The 26,764-nt window shown below is 40.6% G+C and carries 25 protein-coding genes; 6 read left to right on the forward strand and 19 right to left on the reverse strand.

Features of this window, described 5'->3' with window-relative positions:
• Nucleotides 1-1,064, forward strand: a 1,064-nt coding sequence (locus tag PBF_RS14965) for a multicopper oxidase family protein (RefSeq protein ID WP_035330746.1), incomplete at its 5' end; no start/stop codon positions are given.
• Between the two features lie 227 nt (nt 1,065-1,291).
• Here PBF_RS14965 and PBF_RS14970 read toward each other — a convergent pair.
• From PBF_RS14970 to PBF_RS14980, 3 genes are all read right to left on the reverse strand, one after another.
• Nucleotides 1,292-2,731: an MATE family efflux transporter gene (locus PBF_RS14970; protein WP_035330747.1), complete on the reverse strand. Its 1,440-nt coding sequence runs from the start codon at nt 2,729-2,731 to the stop codon at nt 1,292-1,294.
• A gap of 509 nt (nt 2,732-3,240) precedes the next feature.
• Nucleotides 3,241-4,218, reverse strand: coding sequence for a F510_1955 family glycosylhydrolase (locus PBF_RS14975; protein ID WP_035330748.1), 978 nt, complete (start codon nt 4,216-4,218; stop codon nt 3,241-3,243).
• Nucleotides 4,219-4,819: 601 nt separating this feature from the next.
• On the reverse strand, nt 4,820-5,116 hold the full coding sequence (locus PBF_RS14980; RefSeq protein WP_081757285.1) for a hypothetical protein: 297 nt from the start codon (nt 5,114-5,116) through the stop codon (nt 4,820-4,822).
• A 236-nt stretch (nt 5,117-5,352) separates the two neighbouring features.
• Here PBF_RS14980 and PBF_RS14985 point away from each other — a divergent pair, with 236 nt between their 5' ends.
• Together PBF_RS14985 and PBF_RS14990 are read left to right on the forward strand one after the other, a co-directional pair.
• Complete coding sequence (locus PBF_RS14985; RefSeq protein WP_035330749.1) at nt 5,353-5,559, forward strand: DUF1657 domain-containing protein; 207 nt, start codon at nt 5,353-5,355, stop codon at nt 5,557-5,559.
• A 20-nt stretch (nt 5,560-5,579) separates the two neighbouring features.
• Nucleotides 5,580-6,437, forward strand: coding sequence for a DUF421 domain-containing protein (locus PBF_RS14990; RefSeq protein WP_035330750.1), 858 nt, complete (start codon nt 5,580-5,582; stop codon nt 6,435-6,437).
• Between the two features lie 68 nt (nt 6,438-6,505).
• Here the strand turns inward: PBF_RS14990 and PBF_RS14995 are convergent, their stop codons facing one another.
• The 10 genes from PBF_RS14995 to pepF all read right to left on the reverse strand — a co-directional run bounded on the left by PBF_RS14995 (nt 6,506) and on the right by pepF (nt 17,814).
• Nucleotides 6,506-7,870, reverse strand: a complete 1,365-nt coding sequence (locus PBF_RS14995; protein ID WP_035330751.1) for an amino acid permease — start codon at nt 7,868-7,870, stop codon at nt 6,506-6,508.
• 101 nt (nt 7,871-7,971) lie between these two features.
• The gene (locus tag PBF_RS15000) at nt 7,972-8,313 is read right to left on the reverse strand and encodes a hypothetical protein (protein ID WP_035330752.1); all 342 of its coding nucleotides are present in this window, start codon (nt 8,311-8,313) and stop codon (nt 7,972-7,974) included.
• A 272-nt stretch (nt 8,314-8,585) separates the two neighbouring features.
• On the reverse strand, nt 8,586-10,463 hold the full coding sequence (gene htpG, locus PBF_RS15005) for a molecular chaperone HtpG (protein ID WP_035330753.1): 1,878 nt from the start codon (nt 10,461-10,463) through the stop codon (nt 8,586-8,588).
• A 140-nt stretch (nt 10,464-10,603) separates the two neighbouring features.
• A complete protein-coding gene (locus PBF_RS15010; RefSeq protein WP_035330754.1) occupies nt 10,604-11,215 on the reverse strand; it encodes a polysaccharide deacetylase family protein in 612 nt (203 codons plus the stop codon).
• 38 nt (nt 11,216-11,253) lie between these two features.
• The gene (gene phnC / locus PBF_RS15015) at nt 11,254-12,027 is read right to left on the reverse strand and encodes a phosphonate ABC transporter ATP-binding protein (RefSeq protein ID WP_035330755.1); all 774 of its coding nucleotides are present in this window, start codon (nt 12,025-12,027) and stop codon (nt 11,254-11,256) included.
• Nucleotides 12,028-12,039: 12 nt separating this feature from the next.
• Nucleotides 12,040-12,795 (reverse strand): phosphonate ABC transporter, permease protein PhnE, encoded by a 756-nt coding sequence (phnE, locus tag PBF_RS15020; protein WP_035330756.1) that lies wholly within the window; start codon nt 12,793-12,795, stop codon nt 12,040-12,042.
• Between the two features lie 11 nt (nt 12,796-12,806).
• Entirely contained in the window at nt 12,807-13,709 is a 903-nt protein-coding gene (gene phnD / locus PBF_RS15025; protein WP_035330757.1) for a phosphate/phosphite/phosphonate ABC transporter substrate-binding protein, read from the reverse strand.
• Nucleotides 13,710-13,773: 64 nt separating this feature from the next.
• Nucleotides 13,774-14,823, reverse strand: coding sequence for a selenide, water dikinase SelD (gene selD / locus PBF_RS15030; protein ID WP_200870054.1), 1,050 nt, complete (start codon nt 14,821-14,823; stop codon nt 13,774-13,776).
• 20 nt (nt 14,824-14,843) lie between these two features.
• Complete coding sequence (locus PBF_RS15035; RefSeq protein ID WP_035330759.1) at nt 14,844-15,857, reverse strand: glycosyltransferase; 1,014 nt, start codon at nt 15,855-15,857, stop codon at nt 14,844-14,846.
• A gap of 169 nt (nt 15,858-16,026) precedes the next feature.
• A complete protein-coding gene (gene pepF, locus PBF_RS15040; protein ID WP_035330760.1) occupies nt 16,027-17,814 on the reverse strand; it encodes an oligoendopeptidase F in 1,788 nt (595 codons plus the stop codon).
• Between the two features lie 410 nt (nt 17,815-18,224).
• Here pepF and PBF_RS15045 point away from each other — a divergent pair, with 410 nt between their 5' ends.
• Entirely contained in the window at nt 18,225-19,043 is an 819-nt protein-coding gene (locus PBF_RS15045; protein WP_235192267.1) for a hypothetical protein, read from the forward strand.
• A gap of 29 nt (nt 19,044-19,072) precedes the next feature.
• Here the strand turns inward: PBF_RS15045 and PBF_RS15050 are convergent, their stop codons facing one another.
• Nucleotides 19,073-20,104 (reverse strand): DUF438 domain-containing protein, encoded by a 1,032-nt coding sequence (locus tag PBF_RS15050; protein WP_035330762.1) that lies wholly within the window; start codon nt 20,102-20,104, stop codon nt 19,073-19,075.
• Between the two features lie 217 nt (nt 20,105-20,321).
• Between PBF_RS15050 and PBF_RS15055 the strand changes: the two genes are divergently transcribed.
• Nucleotides 20,322-21,485 (forward strand): glycosyl hydrolase family 18 protein, encoded by a 1,164-nt coding sequence (locus PBF_RS15055; RefSeq protein ID WP_235192268.1) that lies wholly within the window; start codon nt 20,322-20,324, stop codon nt 21,483-21,485.
• Between the two features lie 33 nt (nt 21,486-21,518).
• Here PBF_RS15055 and PBF_RS15060 read toward each other — a convergent pair whose 3' ends face one another.
• From PBF_RS15060 to PBF_RS15070, 3 genes are all read right to left on the reverse strand, one after another.
• Nucleotides 21,519-22,430 (reverse strand): CBASS cGAMP-activated phospholipase, encoded by a 912-nt coding sequence (locus tag PBF_RS15060; protein ID WP_035330931.1) that lies wholly within the window; start codon nt 22,428-22,430, stop codon nt 21,519-21,521.
• A gap of 69 nt (nt 22,431-22,499) precedes the next feature.
• Complete coding sequence (locus PBF_RS15065; RefSeq protein WP_035330763.1) at nt 22,500-22,769, reverse strand: DUF1292 domain-containing protein; 270 nt, start codon at nt 22,767-22,769, stop codon at nt 22,500-22,502.
• 113 nt (nt 22,770-22,882) lie between these two features.
• Nucleotides 22,883-23,980: a branched-chain amino acid aminotransferase gene (locus PBF_RS15070; RefSeq protein WP_035330764.1), complete on the reverse strand. Its 1,098-nt coding sequence runs from the start codon at nt 23,978-23,980 to the stop codon at nt 22,883-22,885.
• 433 nt (nt 23,981-24,413) lie between these two features.
• Here PBF_RS15070 and PBF_RS15075 point away from each other — a divergent pair, with 433 nt between their 5' ends.
• Nucleotides 24,414-24,719, forward strand: a complete 306-nt coding sequence (locus tag PBF_RS15075; protein WP_035330765.1) for a hypothetical protein — start codon at nt 24,414-24,416, stop codon at nt 24,717-24,719.
• Nucleotides 24,720-24,952: 233 nt separating this feature from the next.
• On the opposite strand, the gene PBF_RS15080 is transcribed toward PBF_RS15075, so the two are convergent.
• On the reverse strand, nt 24,953-25,552 hold the full coding sequence (locus PBF_RS15080; protein ID WP_035330766.1) for a response regulator transcription factor: 600 nt from the start codon (nt 25,550-25,552) through the stop codon (nt 24,953-24,955).
• Nucleotides 25,549-26,685, reverse strand: coding sequence for a sensor histidine kinase (locus PBF_RS15085; RefSeq protein ID WP_035330767.1), 1,137 nt, complete (start codon nt 26,683-26,685; stop codon nt 25,549-25,551). Before PBF_RS15085 ends, PBF_RS15080 begins: the two co-directional genes overlap by 4 nt.
• Between the last annotated feature and the right edge of the window lie 79 nt (nt 26,686-26,764).

The raw sequence follows: 26,764 nt of genomic DNA on the forward strand, positions 1-26,764 counted from the left end.
TGCTTGATGAGTGGATGAGCAAGCCTGAAGAGGGTGAATCAAGTATGGTAGGTATGGATCACAGTAACATGGGCTCAGAAGAAGACAGTGATAAAGAGACTGATTCAGAGGATTCAAGTATGAGCGGCATGGATCACGGCAATATGGTGTCAGATAGCAATCACAGCAGGAATGGAATGGGAGTAATGGGTCACGACATGAGTGCCTACGATATCTTTTCAATAAATGGCAAAAGCGGCGACAGCATTGAGCCTTTAATAGTTAAAGAAGGAGAAAAAGTCAGAATCAGACTTGTCAATGTAGGGTATATGTCTCATAAAATCCATCTGCATGGCCATGATTTTAACGTGACAGCCATTGACGGACAAGAGCTTAATGAACCAAAAGAAATTAAAGATCAGGTTATCTCGATAGCACCAGGGGAGCGATATGACATTGAGTTTACTGCGGACAATCCTGGTGAATGGTTCATTGAGTGCCACGGTGATATGGAAGGCACAAGTGGAATGAAGACAAAAATTCAATATGAAAACTCGTCTAATTCAGCAGATAAACCTAACCAGTCAGAAGAACTTCCAGAGTTCACGTTTGTTAATTATGGGGCTTCTGAAAAAGGGGAATTTTCACTGGGTCAGAAATTTGATGTTGAATATAAAATGGATCTGAATACTGCCATGGAAGGCAGTGATATGGCCTATACGATTAACGGCAAAACATTTCCTGAAACAGATAATATAAATGTGAAGGAAGGTGATCTCGTTAAGGTGACATTGGCTAATAATTCTATGATGGATGATCACCCTATGCACTTGCATGGTCACTTCTTCCAGGTCCTTAGCAAGAATGGAAAACCTGTAGAAGGATCACCGATATTGAAGGATACCATTAACCTAAAACCGGGTGATGAATATGTTGTTGCGTTTAAAGCTGATAACCCAGGAAATTGGCTGTTCCACTGTCATGATCTTCACCATGCCACAGCTGGAATGGTAAATATGGTCAAGTACGATGGATTTAAGCCAAGTTTTTCTCCTGATCCAAATGCTAACAACAAACCAGAATAGCAAACATACTACTGCTAGATACAAAGAAGCGTCCTTGAATAAGGTCGCTTTTTTGTGAGAGTTTTTGGCTGGCTTGTTGTAATGACTTTTAAAATTCCGGATATCCTGCTATGTAAGTAAACAAAATTTTTATATTAATTAATTATGTAATTCATAAAAGACCCTTTGGATCCTTTATCATTATTAAGATAGTTGATTCTGCGAATACAATCTGCATTTATCAGCTTTTAATAGTTGTTTACACAAGAAGACATATTTTCCTTGTTTGTCTGAGGATGGCATTTAGATTCCGCTTCAGGAGCTTTTTCGAGTGCCGTCCATTTTCCTCTTTGGAACTGAATAACGAGTACAACTGCCCTAAATGCAATGTCAATTCCAATGGCAATCCAGACACCTGCTAAACCCCAGCCTAGCTTTATACCCAATATATAGACAAGGAGTGTACGCACGGCCCACATTCCAATCGCGGTCAGGTACATGGGGAATTTTGTATTGTTTGCACCTTGGAATGCCCCTGTTAATACCATTAGCACAGCTAAAAAGGGTTGAAAAACGCCCGAAATTTTTAAAGCTGTTCCTATATTTCCGATTACATCCTGATCTTCTGTAAAGAATCTTCCCGCCCAATCACCAAGAAAGAATAGCATAGCTCCAAGAACAGACATTGATGCTAAAGTTAAGACGGCTGTAAGCTTGGCATATCTTCTCGCTTCATCTAGGTTACCTGCCCCAATTTGCTGTCCGACTAGTATTGTCGCTGCCGTTGCGAATCCGTAACCAATCATATATGAGAAGACCTCAATATTTCCTGCGATTTGGTGGGCGGCAAAAGCATTTGTTCCGAGTGCAACAACAAATCCAAAATACACTATTTGTCCTGCCCTCATTACTAATCGTTCTCCAGCAGCTGGTGCACCGAGTGTTGTGAGTTCCAATAAATGTACCTTGTCCAGTTTCCAATAATCACGGCGGAAAGCAAGAAGTTTTGACCGATTCAGATAGTATAAAAGCGCAGCACTGCCAAAGACACGTGCAAAAACAGTAGCCAGGGCAGCTCCTGCAATACCCATTTCAGGAATAAATAAAAAACCGAATATCAAAACGTAATCTAAGACAGCGTTAATAATATTTATCATTATACTTACCTTCATCGGTGTTTTTGTATCTCCAGCCCCTCTAAGTATGGCACTCAATACAAACATTAAAGACATGAAGATAGACGGAATGCCTACTATTCGAAAATAAAGAGAACCAGCTTCTAACACATCAGCCTCTATTCCCATAAGCTTCAATAATGGCTCTGCAAAAAAAAGGGTAATTACTCCCGTAAGCAAACCAAACAGGATGGCTAGGACTACAGATTGCTGGGAAATGTGCCTTGCCTTTTCCGGCAAGTTCGCCCCAAGAAAATTGGCTATTCTAACGTTTGCAGCCACCCCAATTGCCATGAATAGAGCAAAATAGATAGCAAGGACTGCATTGGTAACTCCTACAGCGGACACTGCCGCCAATCCTAATTTTGAGACAAAATAGGTGTCAACAAAACCAAGTATGGTTTGAAAAAAATTTTCGATTACAGCGGGAATGGCCAGCACTGTAATAATTCTTAGCCTATCTTTATTAGACTGAACATTTTTCAGTTTTGCATCTGTCACTTCTTTTTTCATCATCTTCCCTCCGTTTCTGAGAAGGCTATAAATAATAAGTGTTTATCACTTTTAACTAAATAAGGCAAACCTAAAAAGTGTTCGCTGCAGTGAGTGTTATTAATTCATTCTGTCGGTTAGGCTCTTGAATGATCATTTCACCTCATAAATGTTTATATTATCAATTCTCTTATAAAGTCTTACCACTCAAATTTGTTAATAAACTCCACAAAAAATGCATATTTACCACTATAATGTTTGCATAGCATTAAAAAATAATTAAAGCTTAAATAAAAGCCAATCAGCGTAAAACTAATGCATCACCTTTTCTGTTGTTCAATGGATAAGCAGAAAAAGAATTTAAATAGTAATTGAGGGTAAAAGAAAATTGGATTAAGAAGACTTCAATATGTTCTGGATTAATTCTGTAAGGTAAAAAAAGCAGCGGTAATGTAAGGACAGTTGGAGGTTAATAATAGCTATTTAAAAAGCAGAAAGATCGAAGCAAGCCTTCGATCTTTTTAATTAATTTATTTAATTTTACCTGCTTCTACTATGGCATCCCAGGTATTAGCGCCATCAGTTGTATAATATATGTCTCCATTAAAAGAAACAAACGTCATATCCTGTTCATTATTTGGGTTTTGAGCAAAATACATAACTGCATCTTCTTTCATTTTGGGCAATGCTATTTCCTCTTCTGTTCCATCAGATAGAGAAACCTTTGTCAGCTTAGCCGCACCCTCGTAAGTCCCGTAGATTAAGCTGTCAGTTGTAAAAAAGACGGATGTGCCTTGTCCGCTTTTCGAGATTCGCTCAAAGGTTTCACCTTTATCCTTTGACAGGTATATTCCTTGCTGACCAGATGCGGCCAAATAATCAGCTTTTTGAGGATGTACAGCAACACTAAGTAATGTATCATCCAGACCATTTGCTGCTACTTCCTTCCATGTCTTTGCCTTATCTTTGCTAAGATAGAATTTTCCTGTTTCCATCATGGAATTTTTCTGTGGATTCATTAGAAAAATCACCTGATTTTCAAACCCAACTCCCATCAGGTGGAAATCTGTTTCACCTTCAAGAGCTAGATGTTCAAGAGTTTTTCCATCATCGGCACTCTTTTGTATTCCTAATGGATTTGGAAGGCTTGAATCCTGTCCAGGGTGCCCACTCGTATAAAAGCCGTCTTTTGTTGCATTAAAGCCCATATAGTCATTGTTCTCTTCCTTAGTTTTATACCATTTCCCTCCATCGTAAACCTTTAATCCATCATGAGCTGCATAAAAGGGCTTGTCTTGATTTCCAGAATAGCCTACCCCATGGATGTGATCAATTTTCCCATCAAAGACTTCAAAAAAGCTATTGGTTACTGCCTTTTCCCCGCTTCCCTGTTCACCAGTTTGGGTTTCTGATTGATCGATATCCTTGTTATTTTTTTCTTCAGCCTGGCCACATGCCGCAAGGCTAAATGTTAATGCAAGTATTGCTAATAATAAAGACTTTTTCATAGATCTCACTCCTGCTACCAAGTATAGGATCATTTCAGGAAGAGGGCAAACTAACGGAACTCGACTAGGACGAAACATATTACTTCCTCCTAAATATTCTATAAAAACCACATGCCTCTCAAGTTTGTCATTTTCTCTACTCTTCTTTAAATGATCACATAAACATTACAATAAAAATATGCACTTAATGTGCAGAAAGCGGTAATACGTAGTTATTACTTAAGGGAGGTTAGCGAGAGTGGAGACTTTAAAATATGTGTTTTCCCTTGAATCACTGCTAAAAAGTATCTGAGGGTAATAATGCCCAGACAGATAACAGGACGATTGATTCACATATAAGAAATATCCGAAATAAGTTAATCACTAAAGAAAAAGTTGGATGTAAATGATGGAGAACAAAGAAGCTGGGCACTTACTAATTAGCAAACACTACGAAAATGATCATTTAAATAAAATAATTTTTAGGAACGTATAGTCTCTATTCCAGTTGAACTGAAAAAATGTTAAAAACTTACTCAAACTCCCTTCTGAGATTAGAAGGTGATTCAGAAAAAGGTAACAAATGCCCACATTCAATGCGGGCATTTGTTCCATTTCTTTTCTATTGCTTCTTCTTCTCAAAACCAAGCTCATCTGCCATTTCAGTGAGCGCTGACAGGTTTTGGTTCTTAAAAGCATTGTTCATATTTGATTTGTTCATAATTTCCTGCATCGGATGCATATTGGCGTTGTGGTTTCGGCTTCGTGTAAATGCTACCGCTGCTGTGCTCAGCACTATGCTGATGAGCGATCCCCATAGCCAGCCCCAGTTGCTCTTTCTTTTTACGCCAAACATATTCAACATTGGCCTGCGCATATTCCCCATATTATTGAAAAGCGCTGAAATCCAGTTATTCAACTGCAAGCACTCCCTTATTAAAAAACGAAATTTGGATGAGGTTCTAACTCTTCCGGTTCTTAATTTTCACTTAGGGGAATGCAAATATGCTGGCAATTTTTTTGATGTTCTTAATAACTCCAGTTAAGGAAATACTTCTTGAATACCCAGCAAAAATCAGCAGATGAATGACATATAAAATCTGAAAAAAGCCAAAATACACGTGTGATTTACTAATACAGAAAGCAGATCTTACAATGACAGTTGGAACTCAAGTAAAACAGGCGATTGCAGGGTTAAAAAGCGCCCAGGCAAGCCTTGAAATCTTTGCTCTTGCAACCGACAACCAAAATGCTAAGCTGCAGTACCAAAACGCAGCACAGCTGACTCAATCCATCATTGATAGTCTTGAGCCAAGACTTCAGGAGATTCAGAAAGAAGAACCTCAATATAAACCAAATTAAACAAATATGGAGATGAAAACATGCAGGAGTGGCTGCTGATTGGTGCCCGTTCTATTCTGTTTGCAGGTGTTTTATTTGTTATTACAAAATTGATTGGGAAAAAACAAATTTCAGAGCTTTCATTTTTTGAATATGTATCAGGCATCACCATCGGCAGCATAGCCGGTGAAATTATTATGGGCTTAGACAACCATTGGGCAAGCGGAATTCTTTCTATTATGATCTTTGGTCTTGTAACACTTTTTGCTGATATTCTCTCCTTAAAAAGCAAAAGCTTCCGCGATTTCTTTGAAGGAAAAGGGACAATATTTATTAAAGATGGAAAGATACTGGAAAACAACTTAAAAAAAGAAAGATACTCTATTGATGACCTATCCTCCCTGCTCCGCCAAAAAAATGTCTTTAAGGCAGCCGATGTGGAGTTTGCAGTTCTGGAGCCTCGCGGCGATATTAGCATCATGCTGAAGAAGGAAAACCAGCCGCTCACTCCAAAAGATCTTCAATTGAACTTGCCTCAGGAAAAAGAACCGCAAACGGTTATTATGGATGGTAACATTCTAAACGATCCATTGGCCGGATCAGGAAAAAACAAAAAATGGCTGAAAGCTGAAATAGAGAAATTAGGCCACACTCAGGAAAATATTTTTTTAGGACAAATTGATTCTTTTGGTGACTTAACTGTGGATTTATATGATGATTCAATTAAGGTTCCAGCACCCCAACAGCGTCCTCTGCTTCTGGCCATGATTAAGAAGTGTGCAGCGGACCTGGAGATATTTTCATTGCAGACTGATTCAAAAAGTGCACAGAAAATGTATGAAAGAAATACTGAAAAGCTGAATCGGATTATTCAGAAACTGGCTCCGTACCTAAAGTAATCCATCGCCTCCCCTCCTTCCTTCTTCCATCCATCAAAAAACAAACACCAGATATTTGGTGTTTGTTTTTAACAGGTTCCTTTTCCTTCCTTTTTCCATACTAATTTTTGCATGAGTAAAGCTGCAATCGCTATTAATGCCACGAAAAGTAAGCTTACGAAAAAACCAAATCGAATTGATTTTTCAAGTAATGTTCCGCTGACCGCAGCAAGGATCAGGATCAGTCCAAAAATGGCAAGGAGCTTGCCAAATATTTTATTCTCTAAAATCCGCAGCGCCGAAATAATGATGAAAGACCAATTAAATAAAATCATGATTCCTGCAGCAGTGGTAATGTATTCATAGATTTTTCCCGGCAAAAGCAGCGCAGTTACAATGGACGCTATTAAACCCGCTGTGGCAAGTGCCAGCGATGGAAGCGGCAGGTCCTTCCACTTTTTTATCTTTTTTGAAAAAAGATTTGGTGCATCGCCATCATTTGCCAGGGTAACCAGCAATGATGTTACTCCAAACAGTGAAGCTGTCATTGTAGAGAAGCCGGCAATGATGATGGCTGCATTAAAAACGTGCGGGAAAAAGTCCAGGTTATAATGTTCCATGGCAGTCACAAACGGACTTTCTTTTTCATTAAATTCCCCATGTGAAGCCATGTATACGGCTAAGCCAAGTGAAATGACATAAATGATGACCAGGACAATCAGCATGATAATGCCGGCTTTGGGAGCATCTTCTTTCTTTTTCAACCTGGTAGCCATCAGCCCGATGACTTCAATTCCTCCGTATGCATAGAAAGCATAAATTAAAGATGACCAAAATCCCTTAAAGCCCTCAGGGAACCAGTCCCCTGCAGAACCTGGGAATCCCGGATGTTTAGCATCTCCGTCCATTACACCGGTTAAAGCTGCAAAAGCAAGGATGATGAACATGATGATGGCTGCAGTCTTAATAACTGCAAAGAGGTTTTCTGCCTTATCAAAGCCTTTGCTTCCTGTTAGGACGACAATTATCGAAAGAATAGCATAGCCCGCTGCAAAAATCCAAAGCGGGACATTCGGCAGCCAAAATCTTGTTAAGATGGATAGAGCGGTTAACTGGCTCCCCATAATTAATATATTTGAGCACCAGTAATTCCAGCCGCAGCTAAATCCTGCCCACTTCCCATACGCTTTATTGGCATAATAGCAGAAAGATCCTTCCTGAGGGTCTTCTGCAGTCATTTTAGCTAAAAGATTATAGACTAAATAAGTTCCGATAGCCGCTAATATAAATGAAAAAACAATGGCTGGTCCGGTAATCTTAATTCCAATGGCAGACCCCAGGAAAAATCCGGTCCCGATGGTGCAGCCCACACCAATCAGTGATAATTGCCACCACTTTAGATCACCTGATTCACTTTCTTTCGAGGAATTGCCGCTTGGAAGAAAAAAATCCATGATGTACCTCCCTCTTTCCGTCACATACTGGCAAAAAAATAAGCCGATTCAGATGATGATCGGCTTCCGTTTCAATGTCACATGGAAATTTGCCATAAAACTTATTTCTTATTCTCAGAACTGTCGCTTTTTAATCCTGTTACAGATCTGAACAGCTGAGTGTGCATGCTTCCCTGGACAATATCCTCAAGGAAAAATTGCTCGATCAGCTTTTTGTATACCTCATCTTCAAACATTTTTTTGTTTTGCAATTCCATCTCAGCAAGGCCTTCATATGTGGATAGAAAAGCATATGTATGATCATCTCCTGAAATTGGCGATAATAGCTCCACCTTGTGCTGGTAATTTTCGTTCCGGTAGCTTTGAATCATCCTCAGATTTTTTAAAGCTTCAACGAAATTATCCTGCTTCACTTCAAATATTTGATAAACGAAAACAGACATGTTAATCTCCTTCCCAATTTTAGAATGTATTAGTCACCTTCCACCAGGTGGAATAGTTGCTCGGAGTTTTCAATATTTTCGAAGCTCATGCCCTACCTTTGTCAAGAGTAGAATAGTAAAGGACAAGACATAAATTTCAGCGTAATTGCCTCGCTGTGAAGCATAGCACTCCATTATTGCTTAGTGTGTTTATTAGTACATAAAATATTCATTGGAATTGTTAAGTAAATAACAAAAAACAGCCCAATGGAATCGGGCTGTTTGTATATTTATTAGACCATAACTTTGCAGATATCATTCGTAAACTCCACTGGGTCGCTGATTGGAAGGCCTTCAATCAGAAGTGCCTGGTTATAAAGGAGGTTTGTGTAGAGACTAAATTTATCCTTATCATTTTCCAATGCATTTTTTAAGGCTTGGAAAACTTCATGGTTTGAATTGATTTCGAGAACCTTATTCGCTTTAACATTTTGATTGTCAGGCATGCTGCTGAGGATTTTTTCCATTTCAATGGTGACTTCCCCATCTGCACTCAGGCAAACCGGATGGCTTTTAAGCCTTTTGGAAATCCGGACATCACTTACTTTTCCAGATAAAATTTCCTTCATGCGGCTGAACAAATCCTTATGTTCTTTTTCTTCTGCTTCGGATATCTTTTCTTCCTCATTCTCTATGCCAAGATCACCGCTAGAGACAGACTTAAATTCCTTATCTTTATAGGACATCAGCATTTTAATGGCGAACTCATCAATATCTTCTGTGAAGTACAGAATTTCATAACCCTTATCCGCAACCAGCTCGGTTTGTGGAAGCTTTTCGATTCTTTCGTGTGACTCTCCAGCAGCATAATAAATATATTTCTGGTCATCCTTCATTCGGGATACATATTCATCAAGTGATGCCAATTTTTTTTCTGTTGACGAATGGAACATCAATAAATCCTGGAGTGTTTCTTTATGAGTTCCGAAATCGCTGTAAACACCATATTTTAATTGCCTTCCAAATGATTTATAAAATTGTTCATATTTTTCCCGCTCATTTTTCATCAGCTGCTGCAGTTCGTTTTTAATCTTTTTACTGATGTTTTTTGCAATAAGCTTGAGCTGTCGGTCGTGCTGAAGCATCTCCCTTGAAATGTTCAAAGACAAATCCTCAGAATCAACCATCCCTTTGACAAAACTGAAATAATCAGGCAAAAGGTCTCCACACTTATTCATGATTAAAACGCCATTCGAATAAAGCTCGAGGCCTTTTTCGTATTCTTTAGAGTAATAATCAAATGGAATATTTTCAGGAATATATAAGATCGCATTATAGCGGATTGTGCCATCCACACTTATATGAATATGTTTTACCGGCTTATCAAAGCCATAGTGCTTCTCCTGATAGAACTTTTCATAATCCTCGTCTGTCAGTTCGCTCTTGTTTTTCCGCCAGATTGGAACCATGCTGTTGATGGTCTGCTCTTCGGAAATTTCTTCAAACTCGTTCTCAGCTTCTTCTTTTGGTTTTCTGATTGTAACATCCATTTTAATAGGATAGCGGATGAAGTCAGAGTATTTTTTTATGATAGACTTTAATCGATACTCTTCCAAGTATTCATCATAGCTTTCATCTTCTGTATTTTCTTTAATCTTTAATATAATTTCAGTGCCTAGGGAGTCTTTTTCATATGGAGTAATCGTATACCCCTCAGCTCCATGGGATTCCCATTTGTACGCCTGATCACTGCCAAGGGCTTTGCTGATCACAGTTACAACATCAGCGACCATGAATGCAGCATAAAATCCTACTCCGAATTGGCCAATAATATCATGACCATCTTTAATTTCATTTTCTTTCTTAAAAGCAAGTGAGCCGCTTTTGGCGATGACACCCAGGTTGTTTTCCAGTTCTTCCTTTGTCATGCCAATGCCGGTATCTTGGATTGTTAATGTCCTTTTTTCTTTATCAGGAACGACCTTTATGTAGTAACTGTCTTTTTCAAACGTTAAGGAATCGTCTGTAAGTGCTTTGTAGTAGATCTTATCGATCGCATCACTGCTGTTGGAAATAAGCTCCCTCAGGAACACCTCTCTTTGAGAGTAGATGGAGTTGATCATCATTTCCAATAATCTCTTGGATTCTGCCTGAAACTGTTTCGTTTCCATGAAAGTCTCTCCCTTACCATTTTTTCATTTCCTTAGCACTCACGTCTTCAGAGTGCTAACCAATATTTAATTATCATATTATTCAAGTTGTGTCAACAGGATAACCACGAACAAAAAAGTACCCTCACTGAGGATACTTTTTACAGCAAACTGAATTCATAGCCTTTATCCCGAATTCCAGCAATTAAGCCAGGCAGTGCTTCAGCAGTCTGGCTTAATTCATGCAAAAGAATGATTGCTCCGTTTTCCAGGTTCTCTATAACATTATTGATAATTTGATCAGGCTCTTCTTTGAGCTCCCAGTCCATGGACGAGATTCTCCACAATATGGTGGAAAGTCCGAGCTCTTTGGCTGCAGCAAGGGTATGTTCATTATACTGTCCAAATGGGGGCCTGAATAGCTTCACTTCCTGGCCCGTGATGGATTCAATCTTTAATTTGCTTCTCCTTAGATCCTGGATTTGTTCATTTGGAGTTAATTTTACATAATTGGAATGCTTTGAAGAGTGGGTTCCTAACTGATGGCCTTCTTCAAGAACTCTTTTCCACGGACGCCCGGGGTATAAAAGCCTGGATTGCCAGAAGAAAACAGCTGGAACTTTTTCTTTATTCAATATATCCAATATTTCCGGAAGAGCTCTTGCCGGCCCATCGTCAAAAGTCAGTGTTACTGTTTTCTTCGATGGATGACCGGCATTAAATAACTTGATGTCAGGGTCGTTCGAAACGTACACGACGTTTGAGCTATCCACTACTCATGGACAATTGGCCATTCTTCTTCCTCCTGTTCTTAAGTTGATTGGATAAATGCTTTTTCGTTATAACTTTCAGCATCATATGTAAATACATACATATCATCTGTAAACTGCTCTGGTTTACCATCAAAAACAACTTCCCCATCTTTTAAGGCAATAATCCGGGTAGCATAGCGTTTAGCCAATTGAACATCATGGACATTAATTATGGTTTGAAGGCCTAGCTTGTCATGCATCTCCTTAAGCAGGCTGAAGATCCGGTCTGAAGTTCCCGGATCCAGGCTGGCTACAGGCTCGTCTCCCAGCAGGAACCTTGGCTTTTGAAGGAGAGCCCTTGCAATGCCGACTCTCTGTTTCTGTCCTCCGCTAAGATGCTCTACTCTGCGGTCGGCAAAGTCGGCTAAGCCAACCTCTGCAATGACTAGTTTAGCCTGAGCCTTTTCTTCCTCTGTAAACCATCCAATGAGGTTCTTAAAACTGCTTCTGTAGCCGAACATGCCTGTCAGAACATTTTGCAGGACAGTCAATCGCGGTATTAAATTAAAATGCTGAAAGATCATTCCCATCTCCCTGCGGATTCTTCGAAGCTGTTCATCACTAAGTGCAGAAAAGGATTGGCCATCCCAGATGATTTCCCCTGAAGATGGTGTATGCAGGCCATTTAAACAGCGAATCAGAGTAGATTTTCCGGCACCGCTTTTACCTAGCACGCAAACAAAGTCTCCAGGGTGTATCGTCAGATTTATTGAATTAAGCGCATTATGCTTCATGCCGGGATAACGGACAGTTATATTTCGAATCTCAAACATTTCCGGCCTCCTTTATATCACTCGGTTCCTGACATAGCTTCCGAATAGGTCCACTAGAATAACGATGATCATAATCACTAGGACATCAAGCGAAACTGAATTGTATTGAAATGTCTTAAAATCATTAAAGAGTCTTTGTCCAATTCCTCCCCCGCCAATGAAGCCTAAGATAAGGGAAGTCCTTATGGCAACCTCAAACCGGTAGAAGTAATTTGACAATACATTTGGCCATATTTGGGGCAGGATGCTGAATAGGGAAGCAAACCAGCTTTTTGCCCCCACTGCTTTCATGGCCTCCTGCGGGCCTGGATCGGATGCTTCAATGAGTTCTGAGATCAGTTTTCCCAGAACTCCAATGTTATGAAACATAATGGCCAGGACAGCCGGAAAAGGACCAAGCCCAAGAGCGGTCAAAAGAATCAAACCAAAAACAATTTCAGGGATGGAACGGACAAAGCTGAGGCCGACTCTGGTTAAATGGTAAACAAGCTTTGAGCCGGATGTGTTTTTGGCTGCCATAAAGCTTAAAGGAAGTCCGATAATAAGCCCGAAGAAGCTTCCCAGAAAAGCCATGGCCAATGTTTCAAGACTGTCTTCAAGGATCCTTGGCAGGAGAGAAAAATCCATCGGGAACCAATGGGACAGGAAATCAATCATGTTGCCGAAGTCTTTGAATTTCGATAAATCGAATTCTGTCAGCTTCATGCTTATATAAATGAATAAAGCCAACACGGTATATATTAATATGCTGCGTTTTTTAAACCACAATCTTATCAGCCCTATTCTTTAATAAGTCCCTCTTTTAGGGCAGCCTGACGGATGCTTTCATAATCTTCGTTGCTTGCTTCAGTAAATCCGCTTGCTCCGAATGCGTCAAGAATTTCAGGATCTTTAATCGCCAGAAATGCTTCCTTCAATGCTTTAATTGTTTCTTCATCGGTATTTTCATGAACAGCCCAAGGGTACTGGAAAAGCTTTTCTGATTTCCAAATCGTTTTAATCTGATCAGCATCTACTTTTCCTGAATCTGCTAATTGATTATAAATGGCGCTGTCGATCGCACCGGCATCTACCTGTTTATTTTGAACCGCCAATGCAGTAGCATCATGTGAGCCGGTAAATCGGACGGATTTAAAGCTGTGTTTATCCTCTGATTGGTAAACTTCACGGTCCTTTAATTCAATTGATGGGATAAGGGATCCTGAAGTTGAATTGATATCACCAAAGGCAAAGTCAGCTTCACTGCTGTCTTTCAGCAGATCTTCAAGTGAATTCCATGGATTATCTTTATGGGTGATGATATATGAATAATAGAAGGGCTCTCCATCAATCAGCTGTGTAATGATGGCTTTTGCGCCGCTCTTCTCATGGGCAACAACATATGTTAACGGGCCGAAATAGGCCATATCAATTTTATCGTAGTTCATGGCTTCCACTACCCCGTTATAATCCGGATAAACTTCGACAGCTACGTCCCGATTAAGTTTTTCAGATAATGTTGACTGCAATTTCTCCATGGCAGCTTCCATCGATCCCTCTGTTTGAACTGGGATGACCCCAATGGTGAACGTTTCTTTCGATTGTTCTTTTCCATTTTCATCTGTATTATTTGTTTCATTACCGCTGCATGCTGACAAAAGCATTAGTGAAAAGATAGTTATGAGCATTAAGAAGTTTTTCATGATTGCACTTCCTTGTTTTTGTTTTGTAGTAAAGGTAAAAAAGGACTCTTTTCGAGTCCTTTTTTCAGATAACCGTAATCTTTCCAGGATTCTGTTCTGTGACAGTCCCAATGATGGAAGCCCATTCTACTCCTTTTTCCTTAAGGTCTTTTAGGAGCGATTCAGCTTCTGTTTCAGGTACGGTTATTAAAAGTCCCCCTGAAGTAATGGCATCACAAAGTATCACTTGGTCAACATCATCAATATTTTCGTATTGAATCCGGCCGGCCAGCCATTTATGATTCTTTTTGGAGCCGCCGGGAATAATATTCTGTTCAGCAAGCTCTCTTGTTTTCGGAAGGATTGGCACGGCTTTGCTTTCAATGGTTATCCCTGTGCCGCTTCCTTCCGCAATCTCCATTGCGTGGCCCAGAAGGCCAAAACCGGTAATGTCTGTACAGGCATTAACCTGGTACTTATCCATAGCTTCAGCTGCCTCTTTATTTAATGCAGCCATGATTTCCATAACACGGTCAATGCCTTCCTGATCCAGCATATCCCTTTTAATCGCTTGAGTAAGAATGCCGACGCCAATCGGCTTGGTTAAGATCAGCTTGTCGCCAGGTTTGGCTCCTGCATTTGTTCTAACCCGCTCAGGATGTACCGTTCCAGTCACAGATAAGCCGAATTTTGGCTCCTGGTCGTCAATGGAGTGCCCTCCAACTAACACAGCACCGGATTCTTTAACTTTATCTGATGCCCCAGCCAGAATGTCTGCAAGTATGCTTTTATCCAGTTTGCTTATAGGAAAACCTACAATATTCATGACGGTTATTGGCTTGCCGCCCATAGCGTAAATATCACTCAGCGAATTGGCTGCGGCGATTTGGCCGAACATGTATGGGTCATCAACGATAGGAGTGAAGAAATCCAGTGTCTGCACAAGGGCAGTTTCATCATTTATTTTATATACGCCTGCATCATCCGATGTATCCAATCCTACCAGGAGGTTGGGGTCAGGTACAGACTTAGGCAAATGACGCAGAACCTGCGCCAGGTCTTCAGGACCAATTTTGCATCCTCAGCCGCCTTTTGTTGATAAAGAAGTTAATTTTACGATTTCTTCTCTCGACATATTTCTCTCTCCTTGCTCATTCATTGATTACTTGGGGATTTTTCTAAGATGGTTTCGTAAATTTTTTGAAGTGTTTTAGCTTCATATTCCGAAGAATGACTGCCCTCAACATAGAGTTTGGCAGCTTGCCCCAATTTAATCCTCAATTCGTTATTATTCACTAGTTTGTCTGCATAATCAAGAAATTCGACCGGATTAGTGTAGATTAAACCGGTTTCCTGATGTGAAATGATATTCCTGTTGCCTAGGTTATTAGCTGCAAGAACTGGAAGGCTATACTCCATTGCTTCTAAAATGGCAGCCGGCTGGCCTTCAGAATGGGATGTGTTCAATACGGCATCCGCTTGCCTGTATAGCTCTCCCATATGGTGATGCGGGATCTGGCCTAGATATTGAACCCATTTTTTATTTTTTTCAGTAAGGGTCTTTACGATAGTACCCTCTTCTTCTTCAATAATAGGACCCGCCAGCCAAAGACGGATGCGGGGATTCTTTTCATATAACAGCTTAAGCTTTTCTATGGCAAAAGGAATATTCTTCACTTTCCGTATTCCTGCAGGCAGCAAAAATAAAAACGTGCCGTGTTCTTTTTTATAGTCGGCACAAGCTTCGGAAAATATTACAGTGCCCTGATGGATAACGCTGATTTTATCTTTTGCATCAGGAACTTCACCTGCCAGTACAAGCTTAGCTTCTTCATCAAATACATGTATAGCTTCGGCATTGATAATGGTTTGAATGACTGCGGTTTTCTTCACCGGGTCATAAAGGTCGATATTTAAATCAGTGCCGGTCATGGTTACGACATATCTTTCAGGTTTTTCACCAAGCCCCTTAATAAATTGGCCAAACCTATAAGCATTAAAGCCATGCACAATATCGGCTTTTGGCAGGCTGGATAATTTGCAGCCGTCTGTGATATTGATTATTTCAGTCTCAATGCCCAGCTTATTAAGGTTATCGGATATACGCTGAACAGTAACTGTGTTTCCTCTTGCCTGGTGAAAATTCGGGCTTGCCAGAAGTACTTTCATCCTTTCATCCTTCACAATTATATTTTCACTATCTTTGTTTTAATTAAAGTTTGCATCAATTATTGCAGGAATATTTCATCCTGTCCATTAATTGTATTTCAGCAGGCTGTTCTTTTCATTATGACGGTAAAAAAGCCTGTTTCTATATCAAGAAACAGGCCCAATCCAGCTATTGGTTTCCGAATTCTTCTACAAGATCTCTGAATTTCCGAAGTGAGTTTTCAATAGGATATGGAGAAGTAAGATCCACTCCGGTTTTCTTTAACAGCTCCAGCGGATAATCGGAGCTTCCGCTCTTTAAGAACTCCAGATAGCTTTGCAGCGTTTCATTGTCTCCTTCGAGAATTTTCGCTGCCAAATGGATGGCAGAGGCAAATCCGGTAGCGTATTTATAAACATAAAATGGACGATAAAAATGAGGAATCCTGGCCCAGCCGAATTTCACTTCTTCATCAAAAACAATTTCATTCCCGTTATATTCGCGGAATAAACGTTCATAAATTCCGCTGAAGACCTCAGCGTTTAGCGGCTCCCCCTGTTCAGCTAATTCATGGGTTTTCATCTCAAATTCAGCAAACATAACTTGAGTGAAGAAGGTTCCTTTAAACTGATCAATAAAATGATTAAGGAGATGCCTGCTGACATTTGTATCCTTCTCCGTGTTCAGCAAATAATGAATCAGCAGTACTTCATTCACTGTAGAAGCCACTTCCGCCACAAAAATGCTATAACGGGCGGTGATCTGCGGCTGGTGCTGTGAGCTCAGCTTGCTGTGGACCCCATGTCCGCATTCATGAGCAAGTGTAAAAAGGCTGTCGAGATCGTCACGATGATTCAGGAGGATAAAGGGATGAACGCCATAGATGCCCAGGTTATATGCCCCTGACCGCTTCCCTGGAGTTTCACGCACATCAATATAGCGGCCTGACTTAAACTCCTTCAGAATAGTAATATAATCATCACCAAGTGGCTCCAGCGCTTTACACATTGTGTCATAAGCTTCTTCATAGGATATTTCAGGTTTAACTCCCTTTATCAAAGGAACACTTAAATCATATTGCCTCAGCTCGTCAAGGCCTAATTGTTCCTTACGAATCGCAGTATACTGATGCATTGCCCCAATATTCTTTTTAGTCGTCTCAATTAAATTAACATACACTTCCTTTGGCACCTGATCACCGAATAATCCTTTTTCAAGTGCTGAAGGATAATTGCGGATTTTGGCCATGGTGACATTGTTTTTTATTGCGGCAGAAAGAGTGGAAGCAATGGAGTTCTTCAGCTGCACATATGGCTGGTAATAAGCCTTATATGCTTCTTTCCTCTTTTCCCGGTCTTCTTCTTCCATGATTTTCGCATACATGCCGCGTGTCAGTTCAACTTTTTCGCCATCCTCTTTTGTTACATCGCCAAACTTTATATCTGCATTATTCATCATTCCAAAAGTATGGCTGGGAACAGAAAGTGCTTCGCCGAGATGGGATAGAACTTCTTCTTTGTCCTTATTAAGGACATGCGGCTTATAGCGGAAGGATTCGAGCAGGTCCTCCTCAAAGTATTTCAAGCCTTTTTCCTCAGCAATATAGCCCTTCAGGGTTTCCTCATCAAGGCTTAAGAGAAAAGGCATAAAAAAAGAAGTGGAAGAACTGACTTTAACGCTTAATTGCTTTGCCCTGTCTACATAGGCCTGCGAATCTGTCACGCGTGTGTCTTCATCGGTTTTCAGCATTGCATATGCATACAGCTTGTTAAATATGTAAGAGAGTTTTTCTTTTTTTTCAAGGTATTGATAAAGGGAATTACCATCATGAATCTGTCCGTCAAAGGTTTTCAGCTTATCGGCCAGTTGTTCAATATGTTTGTAATCTTCTTCCCATTTCTCCAGACTGGAGTATATGTCTTCCAGATTCCATTTCTCATTGAGCGGAACGTCATTTCTGTCTTTGAATGTCTTCATCTTATAGACTCCTTTACACCAAACTGTTGTTTTTTAATGGCTCTTTTCGTATAAAATGTTGTTTTTGCCTATCAATGTTGTCCGTTGATTTCCGCTCCAGGATGCTCGCTTTCCGCGGGGCGAGCGGTGAGCCTCCTCGACGCTGTGCGTCTGCGGGGTCTCACCTGTCCCGCTACTCCCGCAGGACTTTGAATAAGCTTCCTTGCGTAAACACCGCACGAAGAAAATGCGTTAGCATTTTCGAGGATCTCGCACCTTCCGCTCCAATCAACTCTGTAAATCATAAACAAAAAGCAGCAAACCTTGCGAAAACAGCCTTTATTAATTAACTATATTCCAAAGTTATTGCAAAAACCCTTCCACATTTTTGATTTTATCATTAATGGCTATTAAAATAATGTTGAAAGGATGTGGACGGATTGGCGATTACTCTGCCTCACATAGAAGATTCAAACAATACTGCATATTTCCCTCCAACGGGTCATTTTGAAACGTTTCAGGATGATGCCCATTATGAAGAAAAAGTCAGGGAATGGGGATTATCAACTACAAGGGAAGTTAAAAAGGAATTCTGGTATAAAGAAAAAACACAGCAGCGTCTTGTAACCGTGAAAGGGTATCAGACATACGGCGAAACTGGTGAATATAATACAATCATAATCGAGTTTCAGGATGGGAATCTTAGCTGCATACATCCTGCTTACCTTAAAGAGATGCAGTCTCCAAGCTTCGGAAAAGCACTGGCTGCTCATTTTGGAGATATCTCCTCAGCTCCTTCTGAAAAGGAAGCTTCAAAAAAAGATAGTGTCAAGACTGAAAAGATAACAAAGAAATCTGCTGAAAACAACCAAAGTGATAAACCGGCAGCCAAAAAAGCCAAAAATGAAAAACAGCCTGCCTTGGAGCTGCCTTCAGAAAAGGTCCATTTTACAGCTAAAGTTAAGCAGTTTGCCCTGAGCTGGAATCATTTCAATGAAGCCAATGATGAAGTCATCATACTTGAAGATCTTGTCATTCAGGAGGATGAAACGATTGAAGTCGGGCTTGGCTGGTGCTCTCATTCGAAAACGTTAAAGAAATTTGAACTTCAGCCAGGTGAAAGCCTCGAATTTGACGGGAAAATAGTTAAAAAGAAACTGCCTAAAGGTAAAGACAGTGACGAGGAATTCATTATCGAAGAACCTGTTCTATATAAGGTAAATAATCCGTCAAAAATCAAAAAAAGCTAAAGAGCCGTGTCGCTCTTAGCTTTTTTTGATTAGGAGAGAATCCTTTTCTCTCCCTCGATCTCCTGGATTGGACTGATGTTTTGTGTGAATTCAAGGGTTCCTGCATAGCGCCCGTTTTCATCCCGTACGGCAAAATAACGGATATAAACATATTTATCTCTGAATTTGATCCAGAAATCTTCAGCGTCTTTTCGTCCTTCCTTGAAATCCTTCAGTAATTCCTCCACAACATGGACACTGCGTGGCGGATGGCAATTCTGAACTGTTCGCCCAATCACTGCTTTCGTCCTGGCGAAGATTCTTTCCTTGCCATGAGAGAAATACCGGACAACGTCATCATGATCAATAAAGGTGATATCAACAGGCAAGTGATTAAGTACCAGCTCCAGCTGTTTTAATGACAAAATACCGGTTTCCATTTTGATGTAGCCTTCTGATATGGCATTCTCGTTAATCCTTTTCCGTTCGGGCTCCCATTCCTTTTCAGGGCCGGTCAGACAGAATCCAATCTCATCGCTTTCATGGGCTATTTTTACCCACTCATCTTCTGTAAGGTTTTTTAAAGCCATTGGGAAAAGGATATTTTCCTCCCTGTAAATCATGGCACTGACTTCATTGAAAACGAAACGGACTGCATTGATGACCTTTTGCTTGTCCCCCTCGTAATGGGTGAGAAGGTTCTTGGCTTCCTTGATGCCATCCCTGATGAAGTCATCGATGCTCCACATATTATTTGTTGGACCATAAATTCCGTACTTCTCCAGGTAAGGAAAAAGCAGATTTTCCTTCCGGCTGTAATGTTTATCAAGATCAAGGAGCAGAATGCAGTCTTCTAATAGTGCATAAACATTGTCCTCATGATCCTCCTGGATGAACGCCTCGAGATGGACCTTTACATTCACTCTCAGATGCTTATCAATTGCCTTATTCTCCCGGGTAAATGTATGAATGGGATGTCCAGGCTGTTCTTCCGGTTTAGGATGAGCAGCTGCTTCATGTTTGCTATGAATAGAATGGCTGTGATGGTCCGGATGCTCACGGTTATTAATTAATTCGCTCACTGTACAATTCCTCCTGTACTATTCCTTTTTCAAGGCTGTTAATCGTGCTTATAAGAAATGTACCATGAGGAGAAAGTTCGTAATGTGATGAGAATCATATATTAAAAAAGTTTATTAATTTATGCAGGAATGGAATGTCAGCAATAAATTACCACCCCCTCCAAGTTCCCTTTTTTGTTACAATTTTAAAGGATTGAAAGATGGAGGTTTACTATTAGTGAAGAGAAAATATCAAGTTTTGATCATGATTACTATTATCTTTTGCGGCGGATTTGCTGCCGGCATTTACTATACAAAAAACACAAGCGGACTCCAGTCCATTAAAAAGCCTGCCCTTGTTTCACAATCGGACAAACTTCCTGCCCTTAAAGAGATTCCGGAGTTTTCAGAGATCCCGGAAAAAGTGCTGATGGGTTATGTCCAGGATTATCGCGATCCCGCTTCAATCGATTATTCAAATTTTTCTCATGTCATTTTTTCTTTTGCCCATCCTGAGAAGGACGGAAGCATTTCTTTTAATGGTGAGACGGCGCGGAACAATCTGCAGAGAGTGGTGTCGAATGCTCACAAGCAAAATGTGAAGGCAATCCTTGCTGTGGGTGGCTGGTTTCATATCAATGGCGGGGAATCCTATGATTATTTTAAACATGCAATAGCGGATGAATCGTCTAGAAACAGGCTCGTAACAGAACTCTCTGGGCTGGTTCAAAAGGAAAACCTAGATGGAATTGATATTGATTTTGAACATCCCCGTTCAAGGGAGGATGCAAGATTCCTGGCTGTTTTTATCAATCATCTGAGCGAAGTGCTCCATGCAAACGGCAAGGAGCTGTCGGTTGCTGTTCATGCCAAGGTCCATAGTATAACAGGTACAGAGAGCGGATATGTTGTGTATGAGCCAGACATGTTCAGACAGGTTGATTATGTGAATATCATGGCATATGACGGCCAGTGGGATGGAGGATACAATGCTGCTAATCTTTCTCCCTATTCCTTTACAGAGAATATCGCCAATTATTGGGGTAACCTCTTTGATTCTCAAGGGATTTCCAAGGATAAGCTGATTCTGGGTGTTCCTCTTTATGCTCAGCCGGAGGATCCTGCCGTTAAGCCGGTATCCTATCAGGCCGTCATAAACAATAATCCAGAAAATGCAGCAAAAGATAGGATCAGCATGAATGGCATCAGCTATTACTATAATGGAACCGCCACCATGAAAAAGAAAACTGCTCTTGCATTAAATCACGGATTTGGCGGAATGATGATCTGGGAAGCTGGCCATGACGCAAAGGGGCCATACAGCCTCACTCGAACAATTGCTGAAGTTCTTAAAAACACATCAGAACCTGTAAAGTATTATTCTGTGATTCATACAAAATGAAAAAAGGGCAGGGAAAAATTCCCCGCTCTTTTTTCATGAGAATAAAAACTTCTTTATTTCATCCCGCCGATCCTGATAGACCTTCTCGCCGAGCATAATTAATTCTTCCACAAACTTTATTTCGTCAAAGGGCATTTCTTCACCGAGCTCTTCATTTATGCGCAGGTAATTTTCTCCGAGGAGATGCCTGCAATGGTAGGTAACAGATTCGGAGGATAAATGAAGAGCCAGGTCCAATAGCTTGGGCGTCACTTTCATGGACGGGAGCTGGAACGGCAGCCAATGATTTACTCCCCAATATTTATCATGATCAATCGTAAAGTCAATTTTTTGAAGACCGGTCCCAAGCGAAAGGATTTTTATTTTTTGCAGCTCCACTTTGAAGTGATGCATAGCCTCGGTAATGCAAACGAGTGATGGATTATTCGCCCATAGCCCTCCGTCTATGGATAAATAACTGTTGCTGATGTTGTTAGGCGGGAAATACACAGGTGCTGAACAGGAGGAAAGGACTGCATCCCAAAGCTTCATCGACAGGCTTTCATTGCCTGGGCTGCCGTAATTGGAACGGTGGACAAACGGCTTGCCATGGGTCACATCGACAGCTGGGATCAAAAGCGGTTTTTTTATATCGGACAGCTCCGTTTCGCCAAAGGCTTTCCGGAAAAAGTGCCGCATATACTTATCACTGTATACGCTTTTAAAAAGGCCGACCTTAGCCTGTTTGACAAAAATCTTTTTCCCGAATGATTCGTATCCTTTCAGGACCTCGCCCATATCTTTTTTCAGGATCAGTGAAGAGGCAATGATCGATCCGGTGCTTGTGCCTGCGATTATATCAAAATAGTCGCCTGCAGGCTGTTTCATTTCGTTTTCGAGAGCTTTCAGGATGCTGACGGCAAAAACACCGCGTATTCCCCCGCCATCGATGCATAATATTTTCATTGGATCACCTGCTGTTTTGTAATGTTCTTCCATGATATGTAAAAAAAGAGAAGGAATCTTCCTTCTCTTCTATTCCTCGTTGTTTATCATTTCGTCGAATACGGCAGAGACTTTGTTAAATTCTTCATCGCTTTCAATGGGTGTAAAGTCGCCATCCTCATCCAGTTTTAAGAAGAACACATCAATATCTTCTTCTGTGTCTTCCTCAAGATCTTCGACAAAGCTGACAGCAGCATATTGATTGCCATCAACCTCTGCAGACGCGAGGACCTCCACTTCCATTTCCTGATCATTTTCATCACTGATTGTAAAAACTTCTCCGACTTCTATTTTGTCCATTTATTAATCTCCCCTCCGTAATAGGTTCTTTCTATATTTTCCCGTTTTAAAGGAATTTCATGCCTGAAATAGAAAAAGGATCGGCTTAATGATGCCGATCCAGTCATCAAGGGTTATTTAATTCCTGCTGCCTCTTTCTTTTCCACTTTTACACTCCATCCAAATGGATCCGGTTCGGTTCCTTTTTGGATGCCTGTCAGTGTATCATAGATTTTCTTGGACAATTCTCCGGTGTTCCCCTCATTGATTTCAATAATCTTGTTGTCCCAGAAGAATTCTCCAATTGGTGATATAACAGCAGCAGTGCCCGTTCCAAATGCTTCTTCAAGCTGGCCATCGGCATGTGCCTGGTAGATTTCTTCAATAGAAATTTTTCTTTCTGATACCGGAACATTCCAATGCTTCAGTAACTCAAGTACAGAGTTTCGAGTGATCCCTTCCAGGATGCTTCCATTAAGTTCCGGTGTTACAACTTCTCCGTTAATTTTGAAGAAAATGTTCATGCTTCCCACTTCTTCAATATATTTATTTTCTTTACCGTCAAGCCATAGAACCTGCGAATATCCTGTTAAGCTTGCAAGCTCCTGTGCTTTCAGACTAGCTGCATAGTTTCCTCCGGTTTTAGCTGTGCCTGTTCCCCCTTTAACTGCACGCACATATTCGTTTTGAACAGCAATTTTAACAGGATTGATGCCTTCCTTATAGTAAGCGCCTACCGGCGAAAGAATAATGATGAATTTGTATCTCGTTGATGGTGCCACTCCAAGATATGGCTCAGTTGAAATGACAAAGGGCCGGATGTACAGTGAAGTTCCTTCTATACTCGGAATCCAGTCCCGGTCAACTGAAATTAATTCTTTTAAGGCATAAAGAGCAAGCTCTTCATCAATTTCAGGAATACATAACCTGGAGTTGGATTTATTCAATCTCTCCATATTCTTTTCAGGGCGGAACAGCAAAACCTCATTATCAATGGTAAGATAGGCTTTTAACCCTTCGAATACACTCTGCCCATAATGGAAAATCATTGCAGCTGGATCAAGAGACAGCGGCTGATAAGGTACAATTCTTGGGTCGTGCCATCCCCGTCCGGCAGTATAATCCATTTCAAACATGTGATCCGTAAAATTCCTGCCGAACACCAGGTTATCAAATGCAGGTTTTTGTTTTTTCTCAGGTGTGTGGCTGATTTCAATTTTAAATTCTGTCATTTGTCAAAACTCCCTATCTGTAGATGATTTAAAAACCTAATGCCTGCTCTTCGTGCTGCTCTTAAAAGAGTGTAAATAAAAACGCCCAGTCATCCTCCGAGCGTGGACGAAAGGGCTTCCCGGCAACAACCAATATGGATGCTGAAGCAGCAACAGCTGAAGTCATTGAAAAAGACTCGTTATGCTGTTTTGTAAGGGATGCCTTTCGCTCTTTTCTACTTCAAGGCAGTAGTGCAGTTATCTGTTAAAGTTTTTATAAGTTTTTCTAATATTATGATATTCTAATATTTAATTGTCAATACGAATTGACAATAAATTTAGAATTAATTAGGATTACTGAAAATTCTTTGTGCAGAAGAAAAAGAAATAAAGATGAAAAATCATGTTTTTAAATTTATAATCAATATATAAATACATAAGGGGTTTTATGATAATGAACAATAAAGAGCTTGAAGAAAAAATTATTCAAAACTATCAGGGCGAAGAAAAAATGATGATTCTCGTATTTGCCCAGTGGTGCATCAATCACGATTTGAATCCGGAGGAAATCTATTTAAAGGCATATCCGGATCAGGGGGAAAACAGTTCACTAAAGGAAGCGCTGGACCTGACCGTTTCAAAAGAAGAAGCAGGCGATGTGCCTGATCAGACTCTGCTTGGTGTTCTATCCTTGTTCGGAAATGATGATTTGGCATTTGTTGTTACGGAAGAGATAAAGAAAATGAAAAAGGACAGCTAAGCCTTAATGGGCCGCTGTCCTTTTTCATTGAAGATTTTATCGCAGTCTAACTGCCCGTAAAGGCCCGATTGGTGAGATACAGTGAAACTTGCCGAGGCGCAGGCAGAGGCTTAGTTGAACCAATCGGGTTCGTAGTGTCGATTGATCGAAGCGCTAGCGGAGATCTTAGCGACACAAGAACGTGACTAACAATCAGTGGGAGATAAAGCCCCCCCACTGATTGAAGTTTCACTTTATTTAAACCAGCCCTTCTCTTTGGATTGGGTTATGGCTTCAATCCTGTTCGTAACTTCGAGCTTGTCTAGAATAGCAGAGATATAGTTGCGCACAGTTCCTGTCTTAATGCTGAGCTGGTCGGCAATTTCTTTCGTGTTCCTGCCGTCCGCTATCAGCTCCAGCACCTCTTTTTCCCGGTCTGTCAGCGGGTTTTCTTCGCCATAGACATCATCCATTAATTCAGGTGCATAGATGCGCCTTCCTTCCAGGACGTTTCTGATAGAGCTTGCCAGTTCCTCACTTGGGCTGTCTTTTAACAAGTAACCTCTTACACCAGCCTTAAGGGCACGCTGGAAATAGCCTGACCTCGCGAAGGTTGTCAGAATAATAACTTTGCAGCCACTGTCTCTTAATTCTTCCGCCGCTTCCAGGCCGCTTTTTTCCGGCATTTCAATATCCATGATACAAACATCCGGTTTAAGAGTTTTGACAAGGGAAATGGCTTCTTTTCCATTCGAAGCTTTCCCAATGACCTCCATATCGTCTTCAAGATTTAGCAGAGATCCTAACGCACCAAGCACCATTCGCTGATCTTCAGCTATGACGATTTTTATCATGCCCTCTCCTCCTTGTTTGGTTCCTTCACGACTGTTGGTACTCTCATTATAATCGTTGTTCCATTCTCAGAAACAATCTCAAGGCTTCCGTTGACAAAGTCGAGCCTCTCACCTAAGCCAAGCAGTCCGGACCCCTTGCCTACATCTGTCGAGGGATTCATGCCGACCCCGTTATCCCGGACTGTAATGCTGACTTCATTCCAGGTTTGTTCAATGTGGATGCGGCATTCTGTGGCCTTACTGTGTTTTACTACGTTTGTTACAGCCTCTTTCATGCACATGCTTAGAATATTCTCAATGAAGATTGACACATTTTTTAATTTGATATCTTCTTCTCCGATGAATTCAATAGATGCGGCCTTTAAAATTTGCTTAACAAGGATAATTTCTTCCTTCAGCCTGATTCCTCTCATCTGGGAAACCATTTTTCTTACTTCGTTTAATGCTGTTCTGGCGGTTTGCTGAACGTCTACAAGCTCTTCCTTTGCCTGGTCCGGATCCTTGCTGATGAGCTTCCTGGCCAGATCGCTTTTTAACCCGATAAGAGACAATTTTTGTCCAAGAGTATCATGAAGATCTCGGGCAATCCGCTGTCTTTCTTCCTGTTTGACGAGGTCCGCGATCCTTTTGTTGGCATCTTCGAGCTGCTCCTCAAGCTTTTCCTGCTTTTTCTTATTGTAAATATTAAAAGGAAGCAAAATCACACTGATCCAGATGATGATGATAAAAGGAATCTGCTCAAGAAATAATGGCTCCTGTGTGACAAAATTAATGTTTATGGATATGGTGGTTGCCACCAGGTGGATGACATACAGCGTTAAAAAAGCAATCCTGTTTTTGATGTGTCCATTGTAGTAAGCAATATAAAATGCGAAGTAAATAAATGAAAATAGAATGGTCATCGTGATCGATATGCTGATTAAGATGCCAGTCCATAAATAAACTGGCCATTTTCGCGATATAAAGGCAAAACGCAGCGATATAAAAAAGAGTATAGTCAGGACGATTCCTACGGCTATGGTGATTTTAGATGTGGATCTGAAGATGAAATAAAACGGCAGAATGCTGAATACACTCCATATATATGGAGAAATGCCTGAACTTTTCAATGCAGTTAAATATTTTTTAAACATGTGAGGTACCCTCTTTTTATTCATGAAATAATGAAACAGCTCCTTTGCTATCATATCACAAAGGAGCTGTTCTTTTAGC

It is taken from the genome of Cytobacillus firmus DS1 (assembly GCF_000565285.1).
Classification (GTDB): domain Bacteria; phylum Bacillota; class Bacilli; order Bacillales; family Cytobacillaceae; genus Cytobacillus; species Cytobacillus firmus_A.